This is a genomic window from Actinobaculum sp. 352 (assembly GCF_003957265.1).
In the GTDB taxonomy this organism is placed as follows: Bacteria; Actinomycetota; Actinomycetes; order Actinomycetales; family Actinomycetaceae; genus Asp313.
The window spans coordinates 113,831-134,525 of record NZ_RQSN01000002.1 but is presented as its reverse complement, the minus strand read 5'-3'; the positions used below and the strand labels follow the sequence as shown (position 1 = coordinate 134,525).

Genomic DNA, 20,695 nt, shown 5'->3' with positions numbered 1-20,695 from the left:
ACCGCACAGTGGCGGGACAGGCTATGCGTCTGTCTCGCCACTGTGATCTCCGTCAAGCATCTCCCGCCAATACGCCTCGCACGCAGATCAAGCGTGTAAAGTTAGGTCGCTTACGACGGTCGGTCACGATCTGCCCGGCGTAAGGGCCATTTGGGATACTGACTGATTGGTCAACACGTGTGCTGCCGGGCGCGTGAGGAAAGAAGTTCGTCTAGTGTTTAGATTCATTGCCAAACGGGTGGGGATCTCCGTTGTCATCCTTTTCCTGGCATCGGTGCTTATGTTCGTCCTGACGATTAATTCGGGCGACCCACTCGCTGATCTGCGCGAGTCCAGCGCGAAGAACCGCGAGAACCTTATGGCACAGCGTGCGGCCATTATGCATCTCAACGATCCCTGGTACGTGCGTTACTGGAATTGGTTGCGCGGAGTTAGCGGATGTTTGCGTGGCTCCTGTGATTTCGGTGTGAACCGCTCGGGGCAGAGCGTCAACACCTTGCTCGGCCATGCCTTGGGTTCCACAATTCGATTGGTTCTTCTCGCTACGATTTTGGCGATTATTCTTGGCATCTTCTTCGGCGTGATGACAGCAGTTCGCCAGTACTCGGGCACCGACTACACGATCACCTTCCTCGCCTTTGTCTTCTACTCTCTGCCATCCTTTGTTTTCGCGGTGCTCCTGAAGGAGTATGGCGCAATTCGCTTTAACAACTGGCTGAGCGATCCGACGATTTCGCTGCTCACATCGATAATCGTCGCCCTACTTTTCGCGGCGTTTACACAGGGCCTATTTGCGGGAGATTCCAAACGTCGCATGCTCACCTTTGGGGTATCTTTCGCGCTGGTACTCGGCATTATGCAGTACGTCTCGATGACGCGCTGGTTCAACAACCCCACGTCGGGATATGTCATTGAAGTCATCGTTGGTATCGCTGGCGCGGTAATGTTCACTTCGCTGTTTACCGGCCTTGCGAACCGTCGGGCACTGCTATCGGCTCTTGGAACGGCGGCGGTTATGATCGCTATCGCGGTGGCGCTGCAAGGGCAGTTGTGGGATCCGACATGGGGCTTCATGTTCATCCTCCTCGCTGTCGGCGTTGCCATTGCTGTGGTCATCGGACTGGTGTTTGGCGGCTACGCGAAGCGTTCGGTTGTCTGGGCGTGTATCTGGACTGCGGTTAGTGTTCTCGTAGGTATAATCATCGATTTCATGGCACGTTACTGGCCGGACTACGTCAGCCTGGTCGGTGGACGACCGGTTTCAACCATTGGTTCAGAAACTCCGAACTTTGCCGGATCTCAGTACTTCTGGTACAGCGTTCTTGACAATGCGACGCATCTGATGTTGCCGACGATTTCCTTGACCCTGATGTCGGTTGCCGCGTACACGCGTTACACTCGCTCTTCCATGCTGGAGGTGCTTGAGCAGGATTACGTGCGTACCGCACGCTCCAAAGGGCTTCCCGAACGCATGGTCATAACCCGGCATGCTTTCCGAAATGCCATGATTCCAATCACGACAATTGTGGCATTCGATTTCGCCGGCCTTATAGGTGGTGCAGTTATCACCGAGAACGTCTTTGGTTGGAAAGGGATGGGCCAACTCTTCGCCGTGGGTTTGCGGCAGATTGACCCGGCCCCGGTCATGGCATTCTTCGCTGTGACTGCCACTGCGGCAGTTGTCATGAATATGCTCGCTGATATTGCGTACGCGTACATCGATCCACGGATTAGGCGGTGAGCTTGATGATTTACACACCCCAGTCCGTTTCGATTCTTAGGAGGTGCGCATGAGTGAGCATGACTCGGCGTCGGTTACAAACGAGAAGCTTTTTGACGCCGTTGAGATTGATGATGAAGTACTCGATCAGACAACCGACAAGTCGTACTCTCAGGGACAGCTCGTACGTCGACGTTTCTTCCATCATCGCGCCGCGATGATCTCGCTGATTCTCTTCGTACTTGCTGTACTTCTAGCCTTCACCTCTATCGGGATTGGTCCGATTCCCGGCTGGTGGAAGTACGGCTATCGGCAGACTTCGCCAACCATTAACGGCGGTGCACCGACTATCGGCTGGTTCCACCTGGGAGAACACCCCTTCGGGCAGGACAATGTCGGTAAGGACTATTTCGCGCTTGTTATGCGCGGTACGCAGATCTCCATCATCATCGCTTTTGTGGTGGGAATCGTCGGTACTCTTGTCGGCACAGTCATCGGGGCTTTGGCCGGCTACTTCCGGGGCTGGCTGGAGAGTATCCTGATGCGCCTGACCGACTTGTTCATTGTTATCCCGCTGCTTGTGCTCGCCGCGGTCGTAGGGCAAATCACCGGTAGCCACGGCGTGATGGTGATGGCCGTGATGTTGGGACTGCTCTCGTGGACAAGTCTGGCTCGCCTTGTTCGCGGTGAGGTGATGTCGTTGCGTGAGCGGGAGTTCGTTTCTGCCGCGCACGCACTGGGGGCTTCCGCGCCACGTATTATCTTGCGGCATATCCTCCCAAACTGCCTGGGAACGATCATTGTGAGCGCGACACTGTCCATCGCTTCAGCGGTTCTGCTGGAGACATCGCTGTCCTATCTCGGTTTCGGTGTGAGGGCGCCTGATACATCGTTGGGCTTGCTCATTTCCACCTATCAGACAACGTTCTCCACCCGTCCGTGGCTCTTCTTCGCCCCGGCAGCCATGATTCTGCTTATTGCCCTCACCGTGAATTTCATCGGTGACGGCCTGCGTGACGCTTTCGACCCGCGCCAGAAGGGAAAGGTTGGCTGAGATGACCAACTCGAATACTGAAGACTCGCACGAGGTGGAAGAGACTCGCGGTGAACAGGACGCCACGGGGAACGCGGCGGATGCGGCTCCAGCAGCAGATTCGCCAGCTGAACCGGAGGGCGCTGGTGCGGAGCCTGCCGCGGCAAATGCCTCGTCCGAGGAGAACAAAGGCGCTGCGACGCAGGCGAACGGCCGAGAGAACGCCTTTGTCAAGGTGCATGCTCGCTCCGAGGAGCCGATTCTTTCCTTCGACGAACTCGATGTCCAGTTCAAGACAGAGTTCGGCCGCGTGCATGCTGTGCGCGGAGTGAGCCTCGAGGTACATCCGCACGAAGTTGTTGCCCTGGTCGGTGAATCGGGTTCGGGCAAGTCGGTGACGTCGACGACGGCGCTCGGGCTTCTGCCGCGCAACGCCACGATTACCGGTGAGATCGTCGTCGCCGGTCGGGAAGTGCAGGGCATGTCTTCGCGTGGCCTGCGCAATCTGCGGGGACGGAACGTCGCGATGGTGTTTCAGGAGCCAATGACGGCTCTGAACCCCGTGTTGACCATCGGGCGGCAGATGACCGAATCCATGGAGATCCACGGGTTGGCCTTCGGCAAGGAGGCGCGCGAGAGGGCGATCGAACTCCTGAAGATGGTCGGCATTGACGACGCCGAGGCGCGCATGAGCCAGTATCCGCACGAGCTCTCGGGTGGTCAGCGACAGCGCGTCGTTATCGCGATTGCGATCTCCTGCAATCCCGAGGTGATTATTGCCGACGAGCCCACGACCGCACTCGATGTGACGGTTCAGGCGGAGATCCTCGATCTTCTTCGGTCCTTGAAAGACAAACTCAATGCGGGCATTTTGCTCATTACCCATTCGATGGGCGTCGTCGCGGATATGGCAGACACGGTCCATGTGATGTTCCGCGGCAACATCGTAGAGTCGGGTTCGGTTGATGATGTACTCAATCATCCGCAGCATCCTTATACAAAGCGATTGTTGGAGGCGGTTCCGCACTTGGGTGCGGGGCGCGAACAGTTTGGTTTCAGCGAGGAGAAGGAAGCGGAGCTGAACCTTGAAAACAAGGTTCTGGAGGCCACGGATCTCGTCATTGAGTACGAGCGCAATGGCAAGGCTCCGTTCCGCGCGGTTAATGGCGTCTCGCTAGATATCGCGGAGAAGGAAATCGTCGGCCTCGTCGGCGAGTCGGGTTCCGGGAAGTCAACGATTGGCAAGTGCGTCCTAGGTTTGATTCCAGCGGCTGCCGGTGAGATCAAGATCTTTGGTGAGGATCTGCTCTCGTTGTCGAAGAAGGATGCACGTGCCGCGCGAGCGCGGATCGGCGTTGTATTCCAGGACCCTGCGGCCTCGTTGAATCCGCGTTTCCCCATCGGAGACTGCATTGCAGAGCCGCTCGTTGTACACGGAGTAGGCAACAGTGCTTCCCGGCAAGAACGCGTGTATGAATTGCTCGATGCCGTTCGTCTGCCGAAGTCCACGTACAACCGCTTCCCGCACGAGCTTTCCGGCGGCCAGCGCCAGCGTGTCTGTATTGCGCGCGCTTTGGCCTTGTCGCCGAGCCTGCTGATCGCGGACGAACCCACATCTGCGCTGGACGTGTCCGTGCAGGCGCAGGTACTGACCATGCTCTCGGAGTTGCAGGATGAATTCGGGTTCGCCTGCTTGTTCATCTCGCATGACCTTGCGGTAATCGATATGCTCGCGCACCGCGTGGTCGTGCTGCAGAACGGTGAGGTCGTGGAGCGTGGACTGCGCACCGAGGTGCTGCACAACCCGCAGGAGGAGTACACGCAGCAGCTGCTGGCGGCCGCGCCGGTTCCTGAGCCGCATGAGCAACGTCGTCGCCGTGAGGCTCGTCATCAACTGCTGGAGTCGCTGGGCGAAGAGGTCTCCGAACTGCGTATCTAGGCACTGGCTACCCGGACAGAAGGACGACGCTCCAGATCCCGGCGGCGATCAGCAGCAAGGACAGGCCGAGGATCACCGCGGAGACCGGTTCTACGTGCTGTACGCGCGGCGCGCCGCCGCTGCGGCGCGCGTGCTTCTCGCGGTAGCGTTCCAGTGCCGAGGGGAATTGACGGAACGTTATCCACCGGGTATGTGTACCGGAAGTCGCAGTGAAATCTATGGGCAGTGACGACGCATTGTCGGTGCGGTGGAGCGGGTGCGAATCACTCAAGCGGTCGCGTCCGCGTGTGATTCCACCCGATCCGGGGAAGGAGGCAACCGTATCGCGATGCGGTACGCCGCGAACCGAGGATAGGACGGCGGTGTCGTAACGGTTCTCTACGCCGGTGAACTCTGACCATGGAACCCGGACGCTGCGAACCCAGTTTCTCACTGTCACGCCTGCGGCGTCGAGCGTAACGGCGGGCAAGAAATACAGCACGGCGGCGGTACCGATTGCTCCGCCACACACGAGCAGCGGGGGAATGAGGGTGACGAGCCGGGCTCCTTCGATGAGGGTGGCGATCACAAAGACAAGGCCGATCATGCAGAGGACAACTCCCTTGATGATCTGGGAGCGGTTGCGCAGCACGTAGCGGGGTTCCTTCACATCGGCCATGTGCAGATTGTCGCACAGGTGTTCTTCTGCGGCGCTCAGTGGTGCGCTATCGGCGCGTACCTGGACGCTTTAGGAGTAGCGGTACGAGCGATACGAGTGACGGTACGGGCAATAGGTGGCGTCTAACGGGGCCCGGCGCGGCGGTGGAATTACGCTGGCTCCTACTGAACCTTGCTGCAGGTGCGCTCTGAACTGGAGGGGTCTGAGCCAGAAGATGTTTGTGGTAGGCGAGTCTTGAAGGAGCCCATCCGCCGTGTCGGCTCGCGGAGGCTCCCAGTTTGTGGTTGGTGAGAATAAAAGCAGGGTGATCGGTGTGATCTAGGGGCGATGTGGCCTTACGAATGCTCATTCGCGCCCAGATCGCGTACTATCGGTACGCGACTTGTGCGCTCCTTCGGAAGTGGTCTGGTCATGGATAGAGGACACGGCCTCGGCACCGTTCGAACTGGCATGCCTATGAATCCAACATGCACGCCCATGAAGGAGCTGCCGGTACCAGGCTGGTCTCGCGTATACCCCGTGCCGCCGGGCGCGTTGCGTCCGATGGCTGTTGAGTCCGATGGCTGTTGGGGCGTGAGTCTGATAGCTGATCGGCACGTGAGTCCGCTGGCTGCTGGGTGCGTGCCCGGCAGTGCTGGGTACGAGTCCCATAAGCCGCCGAGTGCATGACTCTGATAGCTGCCGTGGGCGTATGCGCACGGTGTGGAGAGGGGAAGTTCATTACATGAGTACGCGCAAGGATCTGCGTAACGTCGCAATTGTCGCCCATGTGGATCACGGGAAGACCACTTTGGTGGATGCCATGCTCTGGCAGTCCGGCGCCTTCGGGGAACGCGCCACCGTGGAGAAAACGGGTGAGCGCGTGCTCGACTCCGGCGACCTGGAACGCGAGAAGGGGATCACCATCCTCGCCAAGAACACCGCCGTCACCTACACCGGACCGTCAGCTGCAGCTTTTGGCGCCCCAGAGGGCGTCGTTATCAATGTTGTTGACACCCCCGGCCACGCCGACTTCGGAGGCGAGGTGGAGCGCGGGCTCTCCATGGTGGACGGCGTCGTGCTGCTGGTCGATGCCTCAGAAGGGCCGTTGCCGCAGACACGTTTTGTACTACGTAAAGCACTGGAAGCCCACCTGCCGGTGATCACCGTCGTCAATAAGGTAGACCGGCCGGATGCCAGAATTGACGAAGTCGTTAACGAGACGCAGGACCTGCTGCTCTCACTGATGGCCGATTTGGAGGAGCCCGACGACGACGCCCTGGACCGCCTCCTGGAGATCCCCGTCATCTACTGCGCTGCGAAGGCGGGCTATGCGGATACTCGACGCCCGGGCGACGGCGAGCTACCTGCCAACCACGATCTGGAGCCGCTTTTTGAGGCCATCCTCCACTACATTCCCGCTCCAAGCTTCGATGCCGAGGCTCCGCTGGCGGCTCAGGTGACCAACCTGGATGCCTCGCCATTCCTCGGGCGTCTGGCGCTGACCCGCATCTACTCCGGCGAGCTGCGTAAGGGCTCCTGGGTGGGGTGGTCACGCCACGATGGCAGTGTAACCAAGGTTCATATTTCCGAACTCCTCGCAACCCGCGGCCTCGAACGGGAATCGACGGAGTCCGCGCGTGCCGGTGACATTGTTGCTGTGGCGGGGATTGCAGAGATCACTATCGGAGATTCGCTGGTAGACCCGGAGGATCCGCGCCCGCTGCCGCTGATCCACGTGGACGATCCGGCCATTTCCATGACCATCGGTATTAATACCTCCCCGCTGGCGGGTGGCGAGAAGGGGCACAAGCTCACCGCGCGGCAAGTCAAGGACCGGCTGGATAGCGAGCTGGTGGGAAATGTGTCGATCCGCGTACTGCCAACCGACCGACCGGACCAGTGGGAAGTACAGGACCGCGGCGAGTTGGCCTTGGCCATCCTGGTGGAGCAGATGCGCCGAGAGGGTTTTGAGCTTACCGTCGGCAAGCCGCGGGTGGTCACCCGCACCATTGATGGCACGCTCTGTGAGCCGATGGAGCGCACCACTATTGATGTGCCGGAGGAGTACCTGGGTGCGGTCACGCAGTTGATGGCCGCACGCAAGGGGCGCATGGACACTATGTCCAATCATGGCTCGGGCTGGGTTCGCCTGGAGTTCGTCGTTCCCGCGCGAGGCATGATCGGGTTCCGTTCCCAGTTCCTGACTCGCACTCGCGGCACCGGCATCGCCTCGTCGATCAGCGACGGCTACGCCCCCTGGATGGGGGAGATTGTTTCGCGTGCCACCGGATCCCTGGTCTCTGATCGAGCCGGGCAGGCGACGGCGTACGCGCTTCAGAGGCTGGAGGACCGCGGCACCTTCTTCATCGAACCGGGGCAGGAGGTATACGAAGGGCAGGTTGTGGGTGAGAATCCGCGCGATGAGGATATGGATGTCAACGTGGTGCGCGCCAAGGAAATGACCAATATGCGCTCCTCGACGGCAGACGTGTTCGAGCAGCTGCAGGCGCCGCGGCATCTGACCCTGGAAGAATGCATCGAGTTCGCTGCCGACGATGAGTGCATTGAAGTCACCCCGCAGGCCGTTAGAATCCGTAAGGTGATCCTCGATTCAACCGAACGTTACAAGCAGGCGGCCCGCCATCGGCGGGGAGGGCACTGAGCCGGGAGCCGTGTGGCTGGTCGTCATGGCAATCATCCCCATTGCTCTCGGGTAACCGAGTCACTAGTGATGGTTTGCGTCCCATGACGAAATCAGTCCGCCGCGCTCGAGTACAGGTGCCACTATGAGTGCAACGCATCGGTGATGAGTGGGTGCAATCGGTGCTAGTGCTACCACACGGTCGGGTTACAGTGGAGGCTGGCCGGAGAAGGAGAGAATGTGAAGGTACTGCAGATCGTCCTGGGCGCGCTCGGGGGACTCCTGGTTGGGATGTTGGCCACTGTGATGCACAGTGGTCCGGTGGACTTGCCCGTCGTCGGCCTGGTGCTCGCCACGGCGTTAGTAGCCAGCGGTACGTGGTTTCTGCTCGAATGGAAGAAACCCTACGTATGGCTGGGGTACGCACCGGGTGTGATAGGTGCAACGATTTGGCTGCTCATGTTCCCGCCAGTCAACGATTCGGTTCTTAGCGTTGACCAGTGGGTATCGCAACTCTGGTTGATTCTCGCTCCGGTAGCGGCGCTGGTCCCGAGCCTGCTGCTGGCATACCGGAGGCCGGATTCGACCTCCGGCGAGAAGGCTGCAGACTAGCACGGAGTGAGGCGGTGAACTCTTGAGTCGCAGACTTTCGCGCTTCTATGTGGCGAAAGATACGTTGCTCGTGGTTGCGCCAACTCCTGAGCGTAGGGATCTGCCCGGTAAAATCAAGCCATATGTCTAGTAATGTTGGAGGCTAGTTGTGGCGGAAGACGACGACGCGACGACCGGAAAAGACGCGGCGGGCACCCAAGAGGCGCCACACGACGCCGCGCCAGAATCTGCAGCTACCACCGAGGTTACGGTCACGGATGTGGCGGAAGCTGCCGCGGATTCGGCCACTCTTGCAGGCGGGGATTCAACCACCTCTGAGGGGGCGCGTGCCGATATTGCCGGAGGCGGTTCAGCTGCGACCGCCGCTGATGGCACAGGTACCGCCACAGTCGAGACAGGTACCGCCACAGTCGAGACAGGTACTGCCGCTGCGGTCGCCGAAGGTGCGAGTACGAAGGCGGCTGATAAAACCACAGTTATACCTGGCGCTGACAGTGTCGCTTCTGCCGGAATTGCCCAGGGGCAGGAGAATAGCGGCTCCTCTTCGGATGAAGGAGGCACGCCGGTGAAGAAGCGCCGCCGTCGGTGGCCATGGATCACCGCAGCAACAGTCATCCTTTTGGGCGGAGCTTATGTGGGGGCGGCATACTACTTCGCGGAGCGAATTCCGGCTGGTACAAAAGTGGTTGGCGTTGACGTTTCGGGTATGACGCGCAGTGAAGCGGCAACCGCCCTGGAAGAGCCGCTGCGCGAAAAGCTTGGTGACCCGATTCAGGTAACCGTCGCCGGTGAAAGCTACACGGTTGATCCTGCCTCATACTCACTCGATCTGGACAAAGAAGGCACCCTCAACTCACTCGTTGGTTTTTCTTTGGACCCCCGCCGCCTGTGGGCGCATATCGCCGGGGGACGCAACGTTAAACCGGTCTTGACCGTTGATGAGGCTGAGCTTTCCTCCGTCGTCGACGATCTTGCCGAAAAGACTGACACGGACGCCGTCAACGCAGACATCGTGTTCGATGGCACCACGCCTAGCGTCAAGCCGTCGGAACGGGGAATTGCGCTGGAACGTGAAGCCGCGCGCGATGTGTTCTCCACGGATGCGCTCACCGTGACTCAACCGATCAATCTTGAGGTATCCACGATTGATCCGGTCATTGATGACGAGAAGGCGCAAAAAGCTCTCACTGAACTCGCCGAGCCGCTTGTTGCAGACAAGCTCTCCGTTACCGTACAGGAGAAGCTCGTCGAGTTGACGCCAGAGCAGTTGGCGGCCGCAGCGAGCTTCACGGAGAACGACGGCGAACTCGCCCTGGAGCTGGACTCGGAGCAGCTCGGAGACATCGTCCGTGAAACCGTTCCCGATATTCTCACACCCGGTACGGATGCACGCATTGAGATTGCCAACCACACAACTCCCACGATCACGCCGTCGGAAAACGGTGTGGGCATTGACGACGAGCAACTCGCCGTCGATGCGGTCACGGCGGTTTCTTCCGGAAACCGCACGGTTGAGGCACCAACCAAGGAAGTGGAGGCGGAGTTCAGCACGGCGGATGCCGAAGCGCTGGGCGTGACGGAAGTGGTCTCCCAGATTGAGACCCCGTTGACCAACGACGCTGTGCGGACCACCAACCTGGAGGTTGGAACGGCGAAGATCACCAACACCTTGGTGATGCCCGGTGAGACCTTCTCGCTGTTGGACGCGCTCGGTCCGATCGATGCTGAACACGGATTCGTTTCCTCCGGTGTGGTGGCGGACGGTTTCAACTCCACCGCCATGGGTGGAGGGCTTTCCCAGCTGTCCACCAATACCTTCAACATTGGTTATTTGGCGGGGTTCACAGACGTGGAGCACAAACCGCATTCCAAGTACTTCTCCCGCTATCCCATGGGCCGTGAGGCCACACTGTGGGAAGGGCAGATCGATATGAAGTGGACCAATAACACCCCCTACGGCGCCGTGATCGATACCTGGGTTGCCGACGGGCAGGTGCACTCGCAGTTGTGGTCGACGAAGTATTGGGATGTCACGACGTCGACTTCCGATCCCTACGCCTATGTGGCGCCCAGTACCAGCTACAATCCGGCTGCAGACTGTGTGCCTTCGGGTGCCGGCGGCTCCGGCTTCACGGTGACGGTGAGCCGGACCGTGGCACGCGAGGGTAAGGTCGAAGAGGAGTCGAGCTACGCGTGGACCTACGCTCCCGTTGACGCCGTCGTCTGCAGTCCGACGGGCTGAACGGGCTGGTTCAATCTGGCGGGGCCGGGCTAGCGGGTTCACGCTGGCAGGTGGGCTCTGGCGGGCTGAACGGGCGGCTGACTCCGACGGGTCGAGCTGGCAATGGCCTGCGGAGCAGGGTTATATTGGCTCTCGCGTTCTCATGCGAAACCAGCGATAATAAACACGTAGATATCCGTAGAAAAGGAGTTGGGATATGACGTACATCATCGCCCTGCCCTGTGTGGACGTGAAAGACCGGGCGTGTGTGGATGAGTGCCCGGTGGACTGCATATACGAGGGCGAGCGAACCCTCTACATACACCCGGATGAGTGCGTTGACTGCGGTGCATGTGAACCGGTCTGCCCCGTTGAGGCCATTTACTACGAGGACGATGTGCCGGAAGAATGGTCGGTGTTCAAGTCAGTGAACGCCGAGTTCTTCGACGACCTCGGCTCACCGGGCGGCGCCGCCGCCGTAAGCCCCACCGGCAAAGATCACCCCTACGTTGCGGGGCTGCCCCCGCGTGACGCCAGCGAGTAACGATGCCTCTAGATGCCTCCCGACTTCCCGACTTTCCCTGGGACTCAATGCTTCCGGTGCGTGAGCGCGCCGCCGCTCACCCGGGAGGCTTGGTCGATCTGACGATCGGCACGCCCGTCGACCCGGTGCCGGAGATCATCCAGCAGGCACTGCGCGAGGAAAGCGACTCGCCCGGCTATCCCGCGACAATTGGCAGTCCGGAACTGCGCGAGGCGATCTATGAATGGCTGGCTCGACGGCGCGGTGTTGTTGCCGGGGCATCTTTCGGCGTCGCTGTCGGCGCCTCTCTCGGCGTTGACGCAGGTGCCACCCTCGGCGTCCTTCCCACGATTGGTTCCAAGGAGATGGTCGCGCTGCTGCCGTCTCTGCTCGGCCTGGGAAATGGCGACGTCGTCGCCTTCCCGCAGACCTCATATCCGACGTACGACGTCGGTGCTCGCCTCACGGGTGCTACGCCCTGCCCGATTGACGCCGACGCGAACCCGGACTCGTGGCCCGAGAACATCTCCATGCTGTGGCTCAATTCTCCCGGAAACCCGAACGGGCACGTGCTCGATGTGGAGCAACTGCGCAGAATACTGGCTTGGGCGCGTGCGCGTGGGGTAGTAGTGGCATCCGATGAATGCTACGCGGAACTGGTGTGGGAGGTTCCCGAGGCGCCGTCGATACTTGACCAGCGCGTGTGCGACGGCGACTACCGGGGCATCTTCAGCTTGTATTCCCTGTCCAAACAGTCCAACCTGGCGGGATATCGCGCGGCATTTCTAGCCGGCGACCCGCAGCGCATTGCCGCAATCACCGAGATTCGTAAGCACGCGGGATTCATGATGCCCGCACCGGTGCAACACGCGATGGCGGTGGGGCTCAATGACACCACCCATATGGAGGCCCAGCGTGAGGTCTATAGCCGACGCCGGGAGGCCTTGCGCGGGGTGTTGGAGGCGGCGGGTCTCATCGACGATCCGGCTTGCGTTGCAGGACTCTACCTATGGGCCGCGGACCGGCGCGGCAGCGCCGATTGCTGGGATATTGTCCATGCCTGCGCCCGCCTGGGCGTTGTCGTGACGCCGGGAGTCTTCTACGGAGAGGCGGGGCGCAAGCGGGTGCGTATTGCGTTGACGGCCCATGACGAGGCCATCGCCGAGGCCGTGCGCCGCTTGCCCCTGCTGCCGGAAGAGTTGGAGCGCGCTCAGGCGTGAGGCCGCCCGGCGCATGACGCGCGTGGGGCCGCGATCCTGCTCCAGTCGAGTGGGTGTGGGGGTTGGTCAGCGTGGGCATTGCCCGCGAAGACCCGTGCTGCGGTGCTTCGCCTGGGTACCAGTGCCAGTGACGTGGAATGCGCGGCCACGGGGTAGTATCCCGCCCGGCTCGGCTGCGCGTTGAGTGGGCCCTGCGCAGTCGTGAAGCCGGAATGACCGGACGTGCGACCGGATGGGGCAGTGATCGGCCTGCGCCGTCGTAGAACCTGAAGCAGGTTCTCTTTCAAAGTCTCATCCCTGCCGCCTCGACGATCGGGCCGCCGGGAACGTAGTATCGTGCATCAGAGGAAATCTCACGGCCCCGCCGGGGTCTGAGCGGCGTGAGCCGCAAAATGAGGAGGTCACAATGACTGAGAACAATGCCCCGCGTCCAGCGCGCCTGGAAGTTGACGGCACAGCCATGGAGCTTCCCCGCGCAGGTGCGACGGTGGGCCTTGATGGACTACGGATCTCGAAGATGATGGCGACGACGGGTGCTGTCACCCTTGATCCCGGATACATTAATACCGCCTCATGCGAGTCTGAGATCACATATATCGATGGCGACGCCGGCATCCTGCGTTACCGGGGGTATCCCATCGAGCAGCTGGCGGAGAACTGTACTTTTCTGGAAGTTGCCTATTTGCTGGTGTACGGCGAGTTGCCGGACTCGAAGTCGCTGGCCGATTTCACCCGTTCAATCAAGCGACATACTCTGCTGCACGAAGACTTCAAGGCATTCTTCACAGCATTCCCGGCAGGCGGGCATCCCATGGCAATCCTGCAATCCGGCATCGCCGGCCTCGCCACCTATTACGAGCACACCCTTAATCCGCGCGACCCGGAGCAGTTGGACTTGGCAACGGTACTGCTCATGGCGAAGGTTCCTACCATGATCGCGTATATTGCCAAGCGTGCGACCGGGTTACCGCTGCTGTACCCGGATGCGTCGCGTTCCTACACCGAAGACTTCATTCGTATGACATTCGGCCTGCCCTATCAGATGCAGGAGATCGATCCGACAATTGTGAACGCATTGGACAAACTGTTCATTCTCCATGCGGATCACGAACAGAACTGTTCGACGTCGACGGTGCGCCTCGTGGGATCGTCCCAGGCGAATATGTATGCCTCGGTGGCGGCCGGCGTCGGTGCACTGTCTGGGTCGTTGCACGGCGGTGCGAACGAGGCGGTGCTCAGCATGCTCGGGCAGATTCGCGATTCCGGGATCAGTGTTGCCGAGTTCGTGCGGCAGGTGAAAAACAAGGAGAACAAGGTACGCTTGATGGGCTTCGGCCATCGCGTTTATAAGAATTTCGATCCGCGTGCTCGTGTAGTGAAGTCGCTGGCAGACGAGGTGTTGGGGAGCCTGGGCGGCGACAACGAGCTGCTCGACATCGCCAAGGAACTTGAGGAGACGGCTCTGGCGGATGACTACTTCATCGAGCGCAAGCTATACCCGAATGTCGATTTCTACTCGGGTCTGATCTATCAGGCAATGGGCTTCCCGCCCCGGATGTTCACGCCGCTTTTCGCGCTGGGCCGCCTGCCCGGCTGGATTGCGCAGTACCGTGAGATGATCACGGATCCGACGCAGCGCATCGGGCGCCCGCGGCAGGTGTACGTGGGAATCGAGAAGCGCGATTGGGTGCCGCGTAACCGCCGTGCCAAGCTGCACGACGTGGCGCTGACCTTCGACATGGATATCAAGCGCCTGTAGAGAGAACCTGCCGCCCGTGGCGTGGGGCGTGGGCGCGCCCGGCAGCGGGTGCGGGCGAGAAGTGGAGGGTTTGTGGAGAAGTGTCGGAATTTTTCCTCTGTTTCTTGAAAAACCCTCCACTTCTTGCAGGCCTGCGTCTTGCGGGCCGGTGTGCTAGAAGCTCTTGCGAGCCGCCGTGCCCCAGCCGCGCCCTATGGGCTGACGCGGCCCAGCCGCGCTCCGCGCCCGTCAGCTGGTCTGCATAAGCGCCTGGAGCTCGCTACCGTTCGCGCCTGGGCGCGGTAATGCCTCCACGGCGCCGGAGGTGGAATTGCGGCGGAACATGATGTTGTTCAACCCGGACAACATGCGGGCAGGTACGACGTCGGGTTCCTGGATGTAGCCCTCGCGGCCGGGAGTCACACCTCCGGTTGGAAGCAGCGTGACGCGCGTGCCCGCTGTGACATACAGCCCCGGCTCCACAATGCAATCGTCGCCCAGCGCAATACCGAGACCGGAATTGGCCCCGAGTAGTGATCTCTTTCCTACACGTACGCGTTTTTTCTCATCGGCGGAGAGGATTCCCATGGTCGAGGCGCCTCCGCCGATATCGGCTCCGTCGTCGACGACGACGCCCTGTGAGACGCGACCCTCGATCATCGCTCGGCCCAACGACCCGGCGTTGTAGTTGACGAAGCCTGCATGCATCACGGTGGTGCCCTCCGACAGATAGGCGCCCAGGCGCACGTTGTTGCCATCGGCGATGCGCACGCCGGAGGGGATGACGTAGTCCACCATGCGCGGGAACTTATCGACAGAGAGGATACGGATCGGTGTGTTGCGCGCGGCACGAATGCGCATGCGAGTTGCGTCGAAGTCTTCCAGGAAGCAAGGGCCCGAGCTGGTCCACGCCACGTTCTCCAACACCGAGAAGATGCCATCCAGATTGATGCTGTTGGGCTGCGCTAGGCGCCATGACAGCAAATGAAGCCGCAGGTAAGCGCCAGCCGCGCTGGAGGGTTCATCGTCGAGGTTGATGACGGTTTTCACGATGCGCAGGTGGACGCGGCGTAGCTCGTCGTCGCTCTCAAGTGATAGCAGCAGGGGATCCGGCTGGGCGTCGTCAGGCGGGCTGCCGAGCTGCGGGTGCGGGTACCAGACATCCAGTACCTTGCCATCCGGGCGGGAGGTTGCGAGGCCGAAGCCCCACGCGGTGTTGTCACTCATGGGCCAAGCCTATCGGATTGCACCGGGTTGCCGTTGACAAGCCGACCAGTGAGCGGTCCGAACGGGCGCTCGTCTCAGATTTGGGGCTTAAGCGTATTGTGCGGCTTGTAGTGCCGGTGTGCTTGTGGTGCCAGTGTGTGGCGACTATCTGATTAAGCTCCCTTGTGCGGCTTGTAGTGCCGACGTGCCTAGTGGCGCCGACGTGCGGTGACTATCTCATTAGGTGCTTTGCCCGGCTTGTAGTGCCGGTGTGTCTTGTAGCGGCGGTGCGCTGTGCCTATCTCACCTCTGGGGGCATGAGCCCACGTACGGTCTGCCATCCTTCTGCGAACTGCCGATGTAATGTACCCGGCACGCCGGTGGGGATGTCATCGACGTCGAACCAGCGCAGCTCCTGCGACTCGTTATTCGGCGTGGGAGTGACGTCGTCGAGGCATTGTGCCGTGAAGGTGGTGTACTTCCAGTCTTGATGATCAATGACGTAACTGGTCGTAATGGCGATATGCTCCGCACCGATACCCGTTTCCTCCGCGAACTCGCGCAGAGCTCCCTGCTGGCGGGTTTCATCACACCGCAATGCCCCGCCGGGGATCGACCAGGTACCGCCGTTATGAGACCATGGCGCCCGCAACTGCAGCAACACCTGCGGGCGTCCTTCGTGACGTCGGAACAGGGCGAGACCGGCTGCCCCGGCCAGACCCCAGTGCCGCTGCCTGCAGTTCCCGCAAAATACGAAGCCGTCAGAATCCTGCTGGGGGTTGAAAAGCCTGGTGTCTTGCAGGAATTCACTGCCGCGTGGCGTAAGCGGAACCGATTTCACGCCCGGGCGTGTCCACAGCTGCGCCACGGACAGGCCGAGCTCTGCCAGCATGTTGCGCAGCAAGCTAAGAGACAGGCCGACTACGTTGTGATAGTCCCCGTGCAGACCGGTGACGAAGGGGCCGCCCATGCCATCGATCATGAAGCATCCCGCAGCATTCAAAGGTTCACCGGTGGAGATATAAGCATCGATCTCGGCGTCGGACATGCGGGCGAATCGGACGCTTGACTCTTGGACGGCACTTAGGCTGAACACGGTCTGTGGGCGCAGCAGGCAGTGCCCGGTGTACAGGAATCCGGACTGCCCGGACATGGCGCGCAACTGTTCGCGCGCCTCGTCGGCGTTGCGCGGCTTGCCGAAGAGTTTGCCCTGGAACTCGAACATGGAGTCGCAGCCCAGAATCAGGTCAGGGAGTGCGGCGTTTGTGCTGACTGCAGCGGGCGTGCTGCCTTCAACCGAGGTGCTGCCCGCAGCGGAGACGTCGCCTTCAGCCGATGCGCTGCTTTCGCCTGATGCGCGGACTTCACCCGATGTGCGGCTTTCCGCCGATTCGTGGAGTGCGCCTGCTCCGCTATGCGATTCGTCGACGGCGGGGCCGGGCAACGATGCGTAATGACCAGCGACGCCGTCGGCGAGAGCTCCGCCTGCCGGGTTCCCTTCCGTCAAGGCCACGGGCGACTGGATACTGGTCGGCTCAATGCTGGACTGTCCGCTATCCGCCCGGTCGGCGCGTAGCTGCCGCGCGACGGCGCGTGCCTTTGCGGTAGCGAGAACAAGTACCTGCCGCTGAGGGCCGCCTTTCACTCCCGTTAGCACAGACTCCTCGTCCACATGCGAGACGTGGACAAGTGGTTCAATGCCGGCCTGCCGCAGGATCGACAGCCGGGCGGGGGATTTGCTTGCTAGCAGCAGCGAGAGGTGAGGACCGCCCGTGGAACGGTCCGGGGCCAATCCGCCCGGACTTTGAGGCGGGATGCGCGCGGGTTCCAAGGACGGGGTGAGCGCAGGAACTAGTGGCAGCGATCCAGACTGCTCACCAGGCGCCGAGTTTGTTGGGACCGGATGCAGCGCGCCTGTCGGGTCCGAGGAAACAGACCCTGCGTCTTCCGGCGGCAATGCAGGGGGCATTACTCGGCCTCCCGCAGGGCGTCGCGCAACACATCCAAACCGAGCGATCCGAAGGAGAGTGCGCGCATATGCCATTCCTTCAAGTCGAATTCGCGCCCCGCCGCCGCAGCGGCACCACGTGCCTCTTCGCGCAGCTCATTCCAAATGCGCTGCCCGATCTTGTAGGAGGGTGCCTGCCCGGGCCAGCCTAGGTAGCGATCCAGTTCAAAAGAGAGAAATGCCGGATCCATGGCGACGTTCTCCCGCAGGAAGCGCCAGGCAGACTCATGGTCCCAAGCCCCCTCGCCCCACTGACCGGCGGGCTTTCCGAGGTGAACACCGAGATCAACAACGACGCGTGCCGCGCGTAGGCGTTGCGAATCGAGCATGCCCATACGATCTGCCGGATTGTCGTGGAAACCGAGTTCGTCCATCAGTTGTTCGGCATACAGCGCCCAGCCTTCGCCGTGTCCAGATACCCAGCATCCGAGGCGGCGCCACAGGTTGAGCTTATCGCGCAGATAGGTGGCCAGTCCGAGCTGCAGGTGATGCCCGGGAACACCCTCGTGATAGACCGTTGTCTTTTCCTGCCAGGTGGAGAAATCCGTCACACCGGAGGGGACGGACCACCACATCTGACCAGGTCGTGAGAAGTCCTCGGTGGGGCCGGTGTAATAGATGATGCCGGTGCCATCAAGCTCAACGCGGCAGGTAATTTGGCGCATGGCCGCCGGGATGTCGAAGTAGGTGCCGTTGAGGGCGGCGACGGCGTCGTCGGACGTCTTCTGCATCCATTCGCGCAGCGTGTCCGTGCCGTGGATACGGTAGCGGGGATCGGCGTCGAGCCGGTTCATCGCTTCGCGCACGCTGACGCCGGGCCCATACAGTTCGCGGGCGATTTCCTCCTGTTGGGCCACGATGGACTCAAGCTGGGAGAGCCCCCATTCATAGGTCTCGTCGAGGTCGACGGTCGAGCCGAGGAATTCCCGCGAGAATAACTGGTAGCGATCACGACCGACGGCGTCCAGTTCCGTGGCCCGTGGTGCGACATCCCGGCGCAGGGTTTCGGCCAACTCACCGTAAGCCGCCCGTGCGGTGGCGGCTGCCGCATTCAGCCGTTCGGCCAGCTCTGGATGCGCGGCGGCACCGGCTGTGACCAGTCGCTGCAGGGAGGAGCGGTCGGCGTCGGCAACGGTGTCGCACTGTTCGGCACAGCGTTCCACCTGCCGCAGCGCGACGGCGGGCCCGGAGTCCAGACGCTTGTTCAATGACACCAGATAGCCGGTCAACGCACCGGGAACGGCTTCCAACCGACGCGCAATTGTCACCCACTGCTCTGCGGTGTCACGCGCCATAAGATCGAAGGAATCGCGGACCAACTGGATCGGCGAGGCGATGACATCTATGGTGCCGCCGGATTCCCCCTGCTCGGCGAACTCCACCTGCAGAGAGAGGCGTTCGCGCAGGGCTGCGGCGCTCACGGCGTCGGCGCTGTCGCGTGGGGTTAGTTTCTCCAAGGACTGCAACGTAGTGCGTGCCAGGGCCAGTTCGGCTTCCGTACCGGCGGGCGAGTAGTCGTCGAGAGTACCTTCATCGGCCCCCGCCAAGCCGACGCTTGTGGTTAGCGTGGGGGAAAGCCGGAGCAACTCGCAGAAGTAGGATTCGCTGAGCTCGTCGATCGCTGAGGGCACCTCTTGTGCCGTGTGCGGCTGTGCAGTTGCTTCATCGTGTGCAGTCATGTATCCCAGCCTAATGGTCCAGCCCGATCAGCGGGCATGCTCTGCGCGAGCAATATGGAAGGGATTCGCCGGAAAGTCTCGACGTCGCGCGCTCTGGCCGCTACACTCATTTGTGATCGAAAACACAAGCTGCTACAGTGTCTGCGGTTTGACCTGCGGAAATGCTGTGGCTTCAGTCAGCCGACGCGAAGGAGGAACGGTGGTGAGTAGCGCCATGGACGGCACCATGGACGATGTGGGCCGTGAGGTGCCCGGCCGTGAGGCATCGCCCGGCAGTGCATCTGCATCCGGCACTCCGGCCTCGTCGCCGCAGCCGGTACCCGACGCGCCCGCCACAGACGGCACACCCTCGGCCTCACGCAACACGGTACAGCGCCACGTTGATCGCCTGCTCGGCGGTCGGGAGATCTATACCTTGGCTGAGGCGGCCCAGATCGCGGGCATAAGTACCCGCCTCGCCCGGCGTATCTGGCTCTCCATGGGCTTTCCGACAATCGAGGACGAAGACAACGACCGTGTATTCGCCGACGTCGATATTGAGTCGCTGCGCCAGCACCGCGACATTCTGGAATCGGGCCTGCTCACCGAAGAATCGCTGACATCACTTATTCGCTCCGAATCGCATATGGCGGATCGTCTGGTGCTCTGGCAGCATGAGGCACTAGTGGAGTATGCGGAGAATGAACTGAAACTGGACGGGATATCGGCCCGCTTCTGGATCTTGGACCATTTCGGTGATTATGAAGACTTCCTGCGCATGCAAATGAATTACGCCTGGCGCCGCCACCTTGCCTCGTTGCTGCGACGCTCCGAGGCCGAAGTATCGGAAATGCAGCTCTCCAACGCGGATGATCTGCAACTGCAACGCGCGGTCGGCTTCGTCGATATGGTGGCCTTCACGAACCGCTCCAATGAGATTGGCTCGGCGGAGCTCATCGAGTTGATTGAGACCTTTGAATACACGTGCCGCGACGTGATCGCTTCTCACGGCGCCCGCGTGGTCAAGACCATCGGCGACGCCTTCTTGTTCATTGCCGACGACGTCGTCGTTGGTGCCGAGGTCGCTAGCTCGATTGTGGAGGAACTGCGGCAGGTGCCCGGCATGCTTCCGGTGCGGGCCTCCCTGGTGTGGGGCGGCGTGGTGTCGCGGTTCGGTGATATTTTCGGGCCCACGGTGAATCTTGCATCGCGATTGGTGGATGAAGCGGATACCGGTTCCGTGCTGACTGATCGAAATACGGCGAATCTGCTGCGAGCGGTGAAACCAGGACGCTACACCTTGGTTCAGGCCGGGTCCCCCGAGCTGCAGGGGATCGGGCGTATTGAGGCAGTGGAACTGCGGCGCATGCCCGCGCAATAGACCGGACTGCATGATGCGGCGGTTCGCATGGACTGCGTGGTGTTCTTGCGCTCGGTTCGCGTGGTGCTATTGCGTCGGTTTGGAAGTGTCAAAATCCCGTCCAAACGACAGTAAAGTGGAATTGCTCCAATTTAAAAATGGCGGAATCACGCGGA

At 61.1% G+C, this 20,695-nt stretch carries 14 protein-coding genes; 10 read left to right on the top strand and 4 right to left on the bottom strand.

Features of this window, described 5'->3' with window-relative positions:
* Nucleotides 1-214: 214 nt before the first annotated feature.
* From EKN07_RS02775 to EKN07_RS02765, 3 genes are read left to right on the top strand one after another with little or no spacing between them, the layout of a single operon-like run.
* Nucleotides 215-1,741, top strand: coding sequence for an ABC transporter permease (locus EKN07_RS02775; RefSeq protein ID WP_108715152.1), 1,527 nt, complete (start codon nucleotides 215-217; stop codon nucleotides 1,739-1,741).
* Between the two features lie 49 nt (nucleotides 1,742-1,790).
* Nucleotides 1,791-2,774 (top strand): ABC transporter permease, encoded by a 984-nt coding sequence (locus EKN07_RS02770; RefSeq protein WP_108715153.1) that lies wholly within the window; start codon nucleotides 1,791-1,793, stop codon nucleotides 2,772-2,774.
* A gap of 1 nt (nucleotide 2,775) precedes the next feature.
* The gene (locus tag EKN07_RS02765) at nucleotides 2,776-4,692 is read left to right on the top strand and encodes an ABC transporter ATP-binding protein (RefSeq protein WP_126145586.1); all 1,917 of its coding nucleotides are present in this window, start codon (nucleotides 2,776-2,778) and stop codon (nucleotides 4,690-4,692) included.
* Between the two features lie 7 nt (nucleotides 4,693-4,699).
* Here EKN07_RS02765 and EKN07_RS02760 read toward each other — a convergent pair whose 3' ends face one another.
* Complete coding sequence (locus tag EKN07_RS02760) at nucleotides 4,700-5,350, bottom strand: PH domain-containing protein (RefSeq protein ID WP_108715155.1); 651 nt, start codon at nucleotides 5,348-5,350, stop codon at nucleotides 4,700-4,702.
* A gap of 724 nt (nucleotides 5,351-6,074) precedes the next feature.
* Here EKN07_RS02760 and typA point away from each other — a divergent pair.
* The 6 genes from typA (at nucleotide 6,075) to EKN07_RS02730 (ending at nucleotide 14,308) form a co-directional block, all read left to right on the top strand.
* Nucleotides 6,075-7,994 (top strand): translational GTPase TypA, encoded by a 1,920-nt coding sequence (gene typA / locus EKN07_RS02755; RefSeq protein WP_108715156.1) that lies wholly within the window; start codon nucleotides 6,075-6,077, stop codon nucleotides 7,992-7,994.
* 219 nt (nucleotides 7,995-8,213) lie between these two features.
* The gene (locus EKN07_RS02750) at nucleotides 8,214-8,585 is read left to right on the top strand and encodes a hypothetical protein (RefSeq protein WP_108715157.1); all 372 of its coding nucleotides are present in this window, start codon (nucleotides 8,214-8,216) and stop codon (nucleotides 8,583-8,585) included.
* A 148-nt stretch (nucleotides 8,586-8,733) separates the two neighbouring features.
* The gene (locus tag EKN07_RS02745; protein ID WP_108715158.1) at nucleotides 8,734-10,827 is read left to right on the top strand and encodes a VanW family protein; all 2,094 of its coding nucleotides are present in this window, start codon (nucleotides 8,734-8,736) and stop codon (nucleotides 10,825-10,827) included.
* A 196-nt stretch (nucleotides 10,828-11,023) separates the two neighbouring features.
* Entirely contained in the window at nucleotides 11,024-11,350 is a 327-nt protein-coding gene (gene fdxA, locus EKN07_RS02740) for a ferredoxin (RefSeq protein ID WP_108715159.1), read from the top strand.
* A gap of 2 nt (nucleotides 11,351-11,352) precedes the next feature.
* The gene (gene dapC, locus EKN07_RS02735; RefSeq protein ID WP_108715160.1) at nucleotides 11,353-12,549 is read left to right on the top strand and encodes a succinyldiaminopimelate transaminase; all 1,197 of its coding nucleotides are present in this window, start codon (nucleotides 11,353-11,355) and stop codon (nucleotides 12,547-12,549) included.
* 406 nt (nucleotides 12,550-12,955) lie between these two features.
* Nucleotides 12,956-14,308, top strand: coding sequence for a citrate synthase (locus EKN07_RS02730; protein ID WP_108715161.1), 1,353 nt, complete (start codon nucleotides 12,956-12,958; stop codon nucleotides 14,306-14,308).
* Between the two features lie 228 nt (nucleotides 14,309-14,536).
* Here the strand turns inward: EKN07_RS02730 and EKN07_RS02725 are convergent, their stop codons facing one another.
* The 3 genes from EKN07_RS02725 to EKN07_RS02715 form a co-directional block, all read right to left on the bottom strand.
* A complete protein-coding gene (locus EKN07_RS02725) occupies nucleotides 14,537-15,514 on the bottom strand; it encodes a DapH/DapD/GlmU-related protein (RefSeq protein ID WP_108715162.1) in 978 nt (325 codons plus the stop codon).
* Between the two features lie 277 nt (nucleotides 15,515-15,791).
* Nucleotides 15,792-17,462, bottom strand: a complete 1,671-nt coding sequence (locus EKN07_RS02720; protein WP_241228110.1) for a Maf family protein — start codon at nucleotides 17,460-17,462, stop codon at nucleotides 15,792-15,794.
* The gene (locus EKN07_RS02715) at nucleotides 17,462-19,180 is read right to left on the bottom strand and encodes a DUF885 domain-containing protein (protein ID WP_126145584.1); all 1,719 of its coding nucleotides are present in this window, start codon (nucleotides 19,178-19,180) and stop codon (nucleotides 17,462-17,464) included. Before EKN07_RS02715 ends, EKN07_RS02720 begins: the two co-directional genes overlap by 1 nt.
* A gap of 202 nt (nucleotides 19,181-19,382) precedes the next feature.
* Between EKN07_RS02715 and EKN07_RS02710 the strand changes: the two genes are divergently transcribed.
* Nucleotides 19,383-20,540, top strand: coding sequence for an adenylate/guanylate cyclase domain-containing protein (locus EKN07_RS02710; RefSeq protein ID WP_241228109.1), 1,158 nt, complete (start codon nucleotides 19,383-19,385; stop codon nucleotides 20,538-20,540).
* Nucleotides 20,541-20,695: the final 155 nt, after the last annotated feature.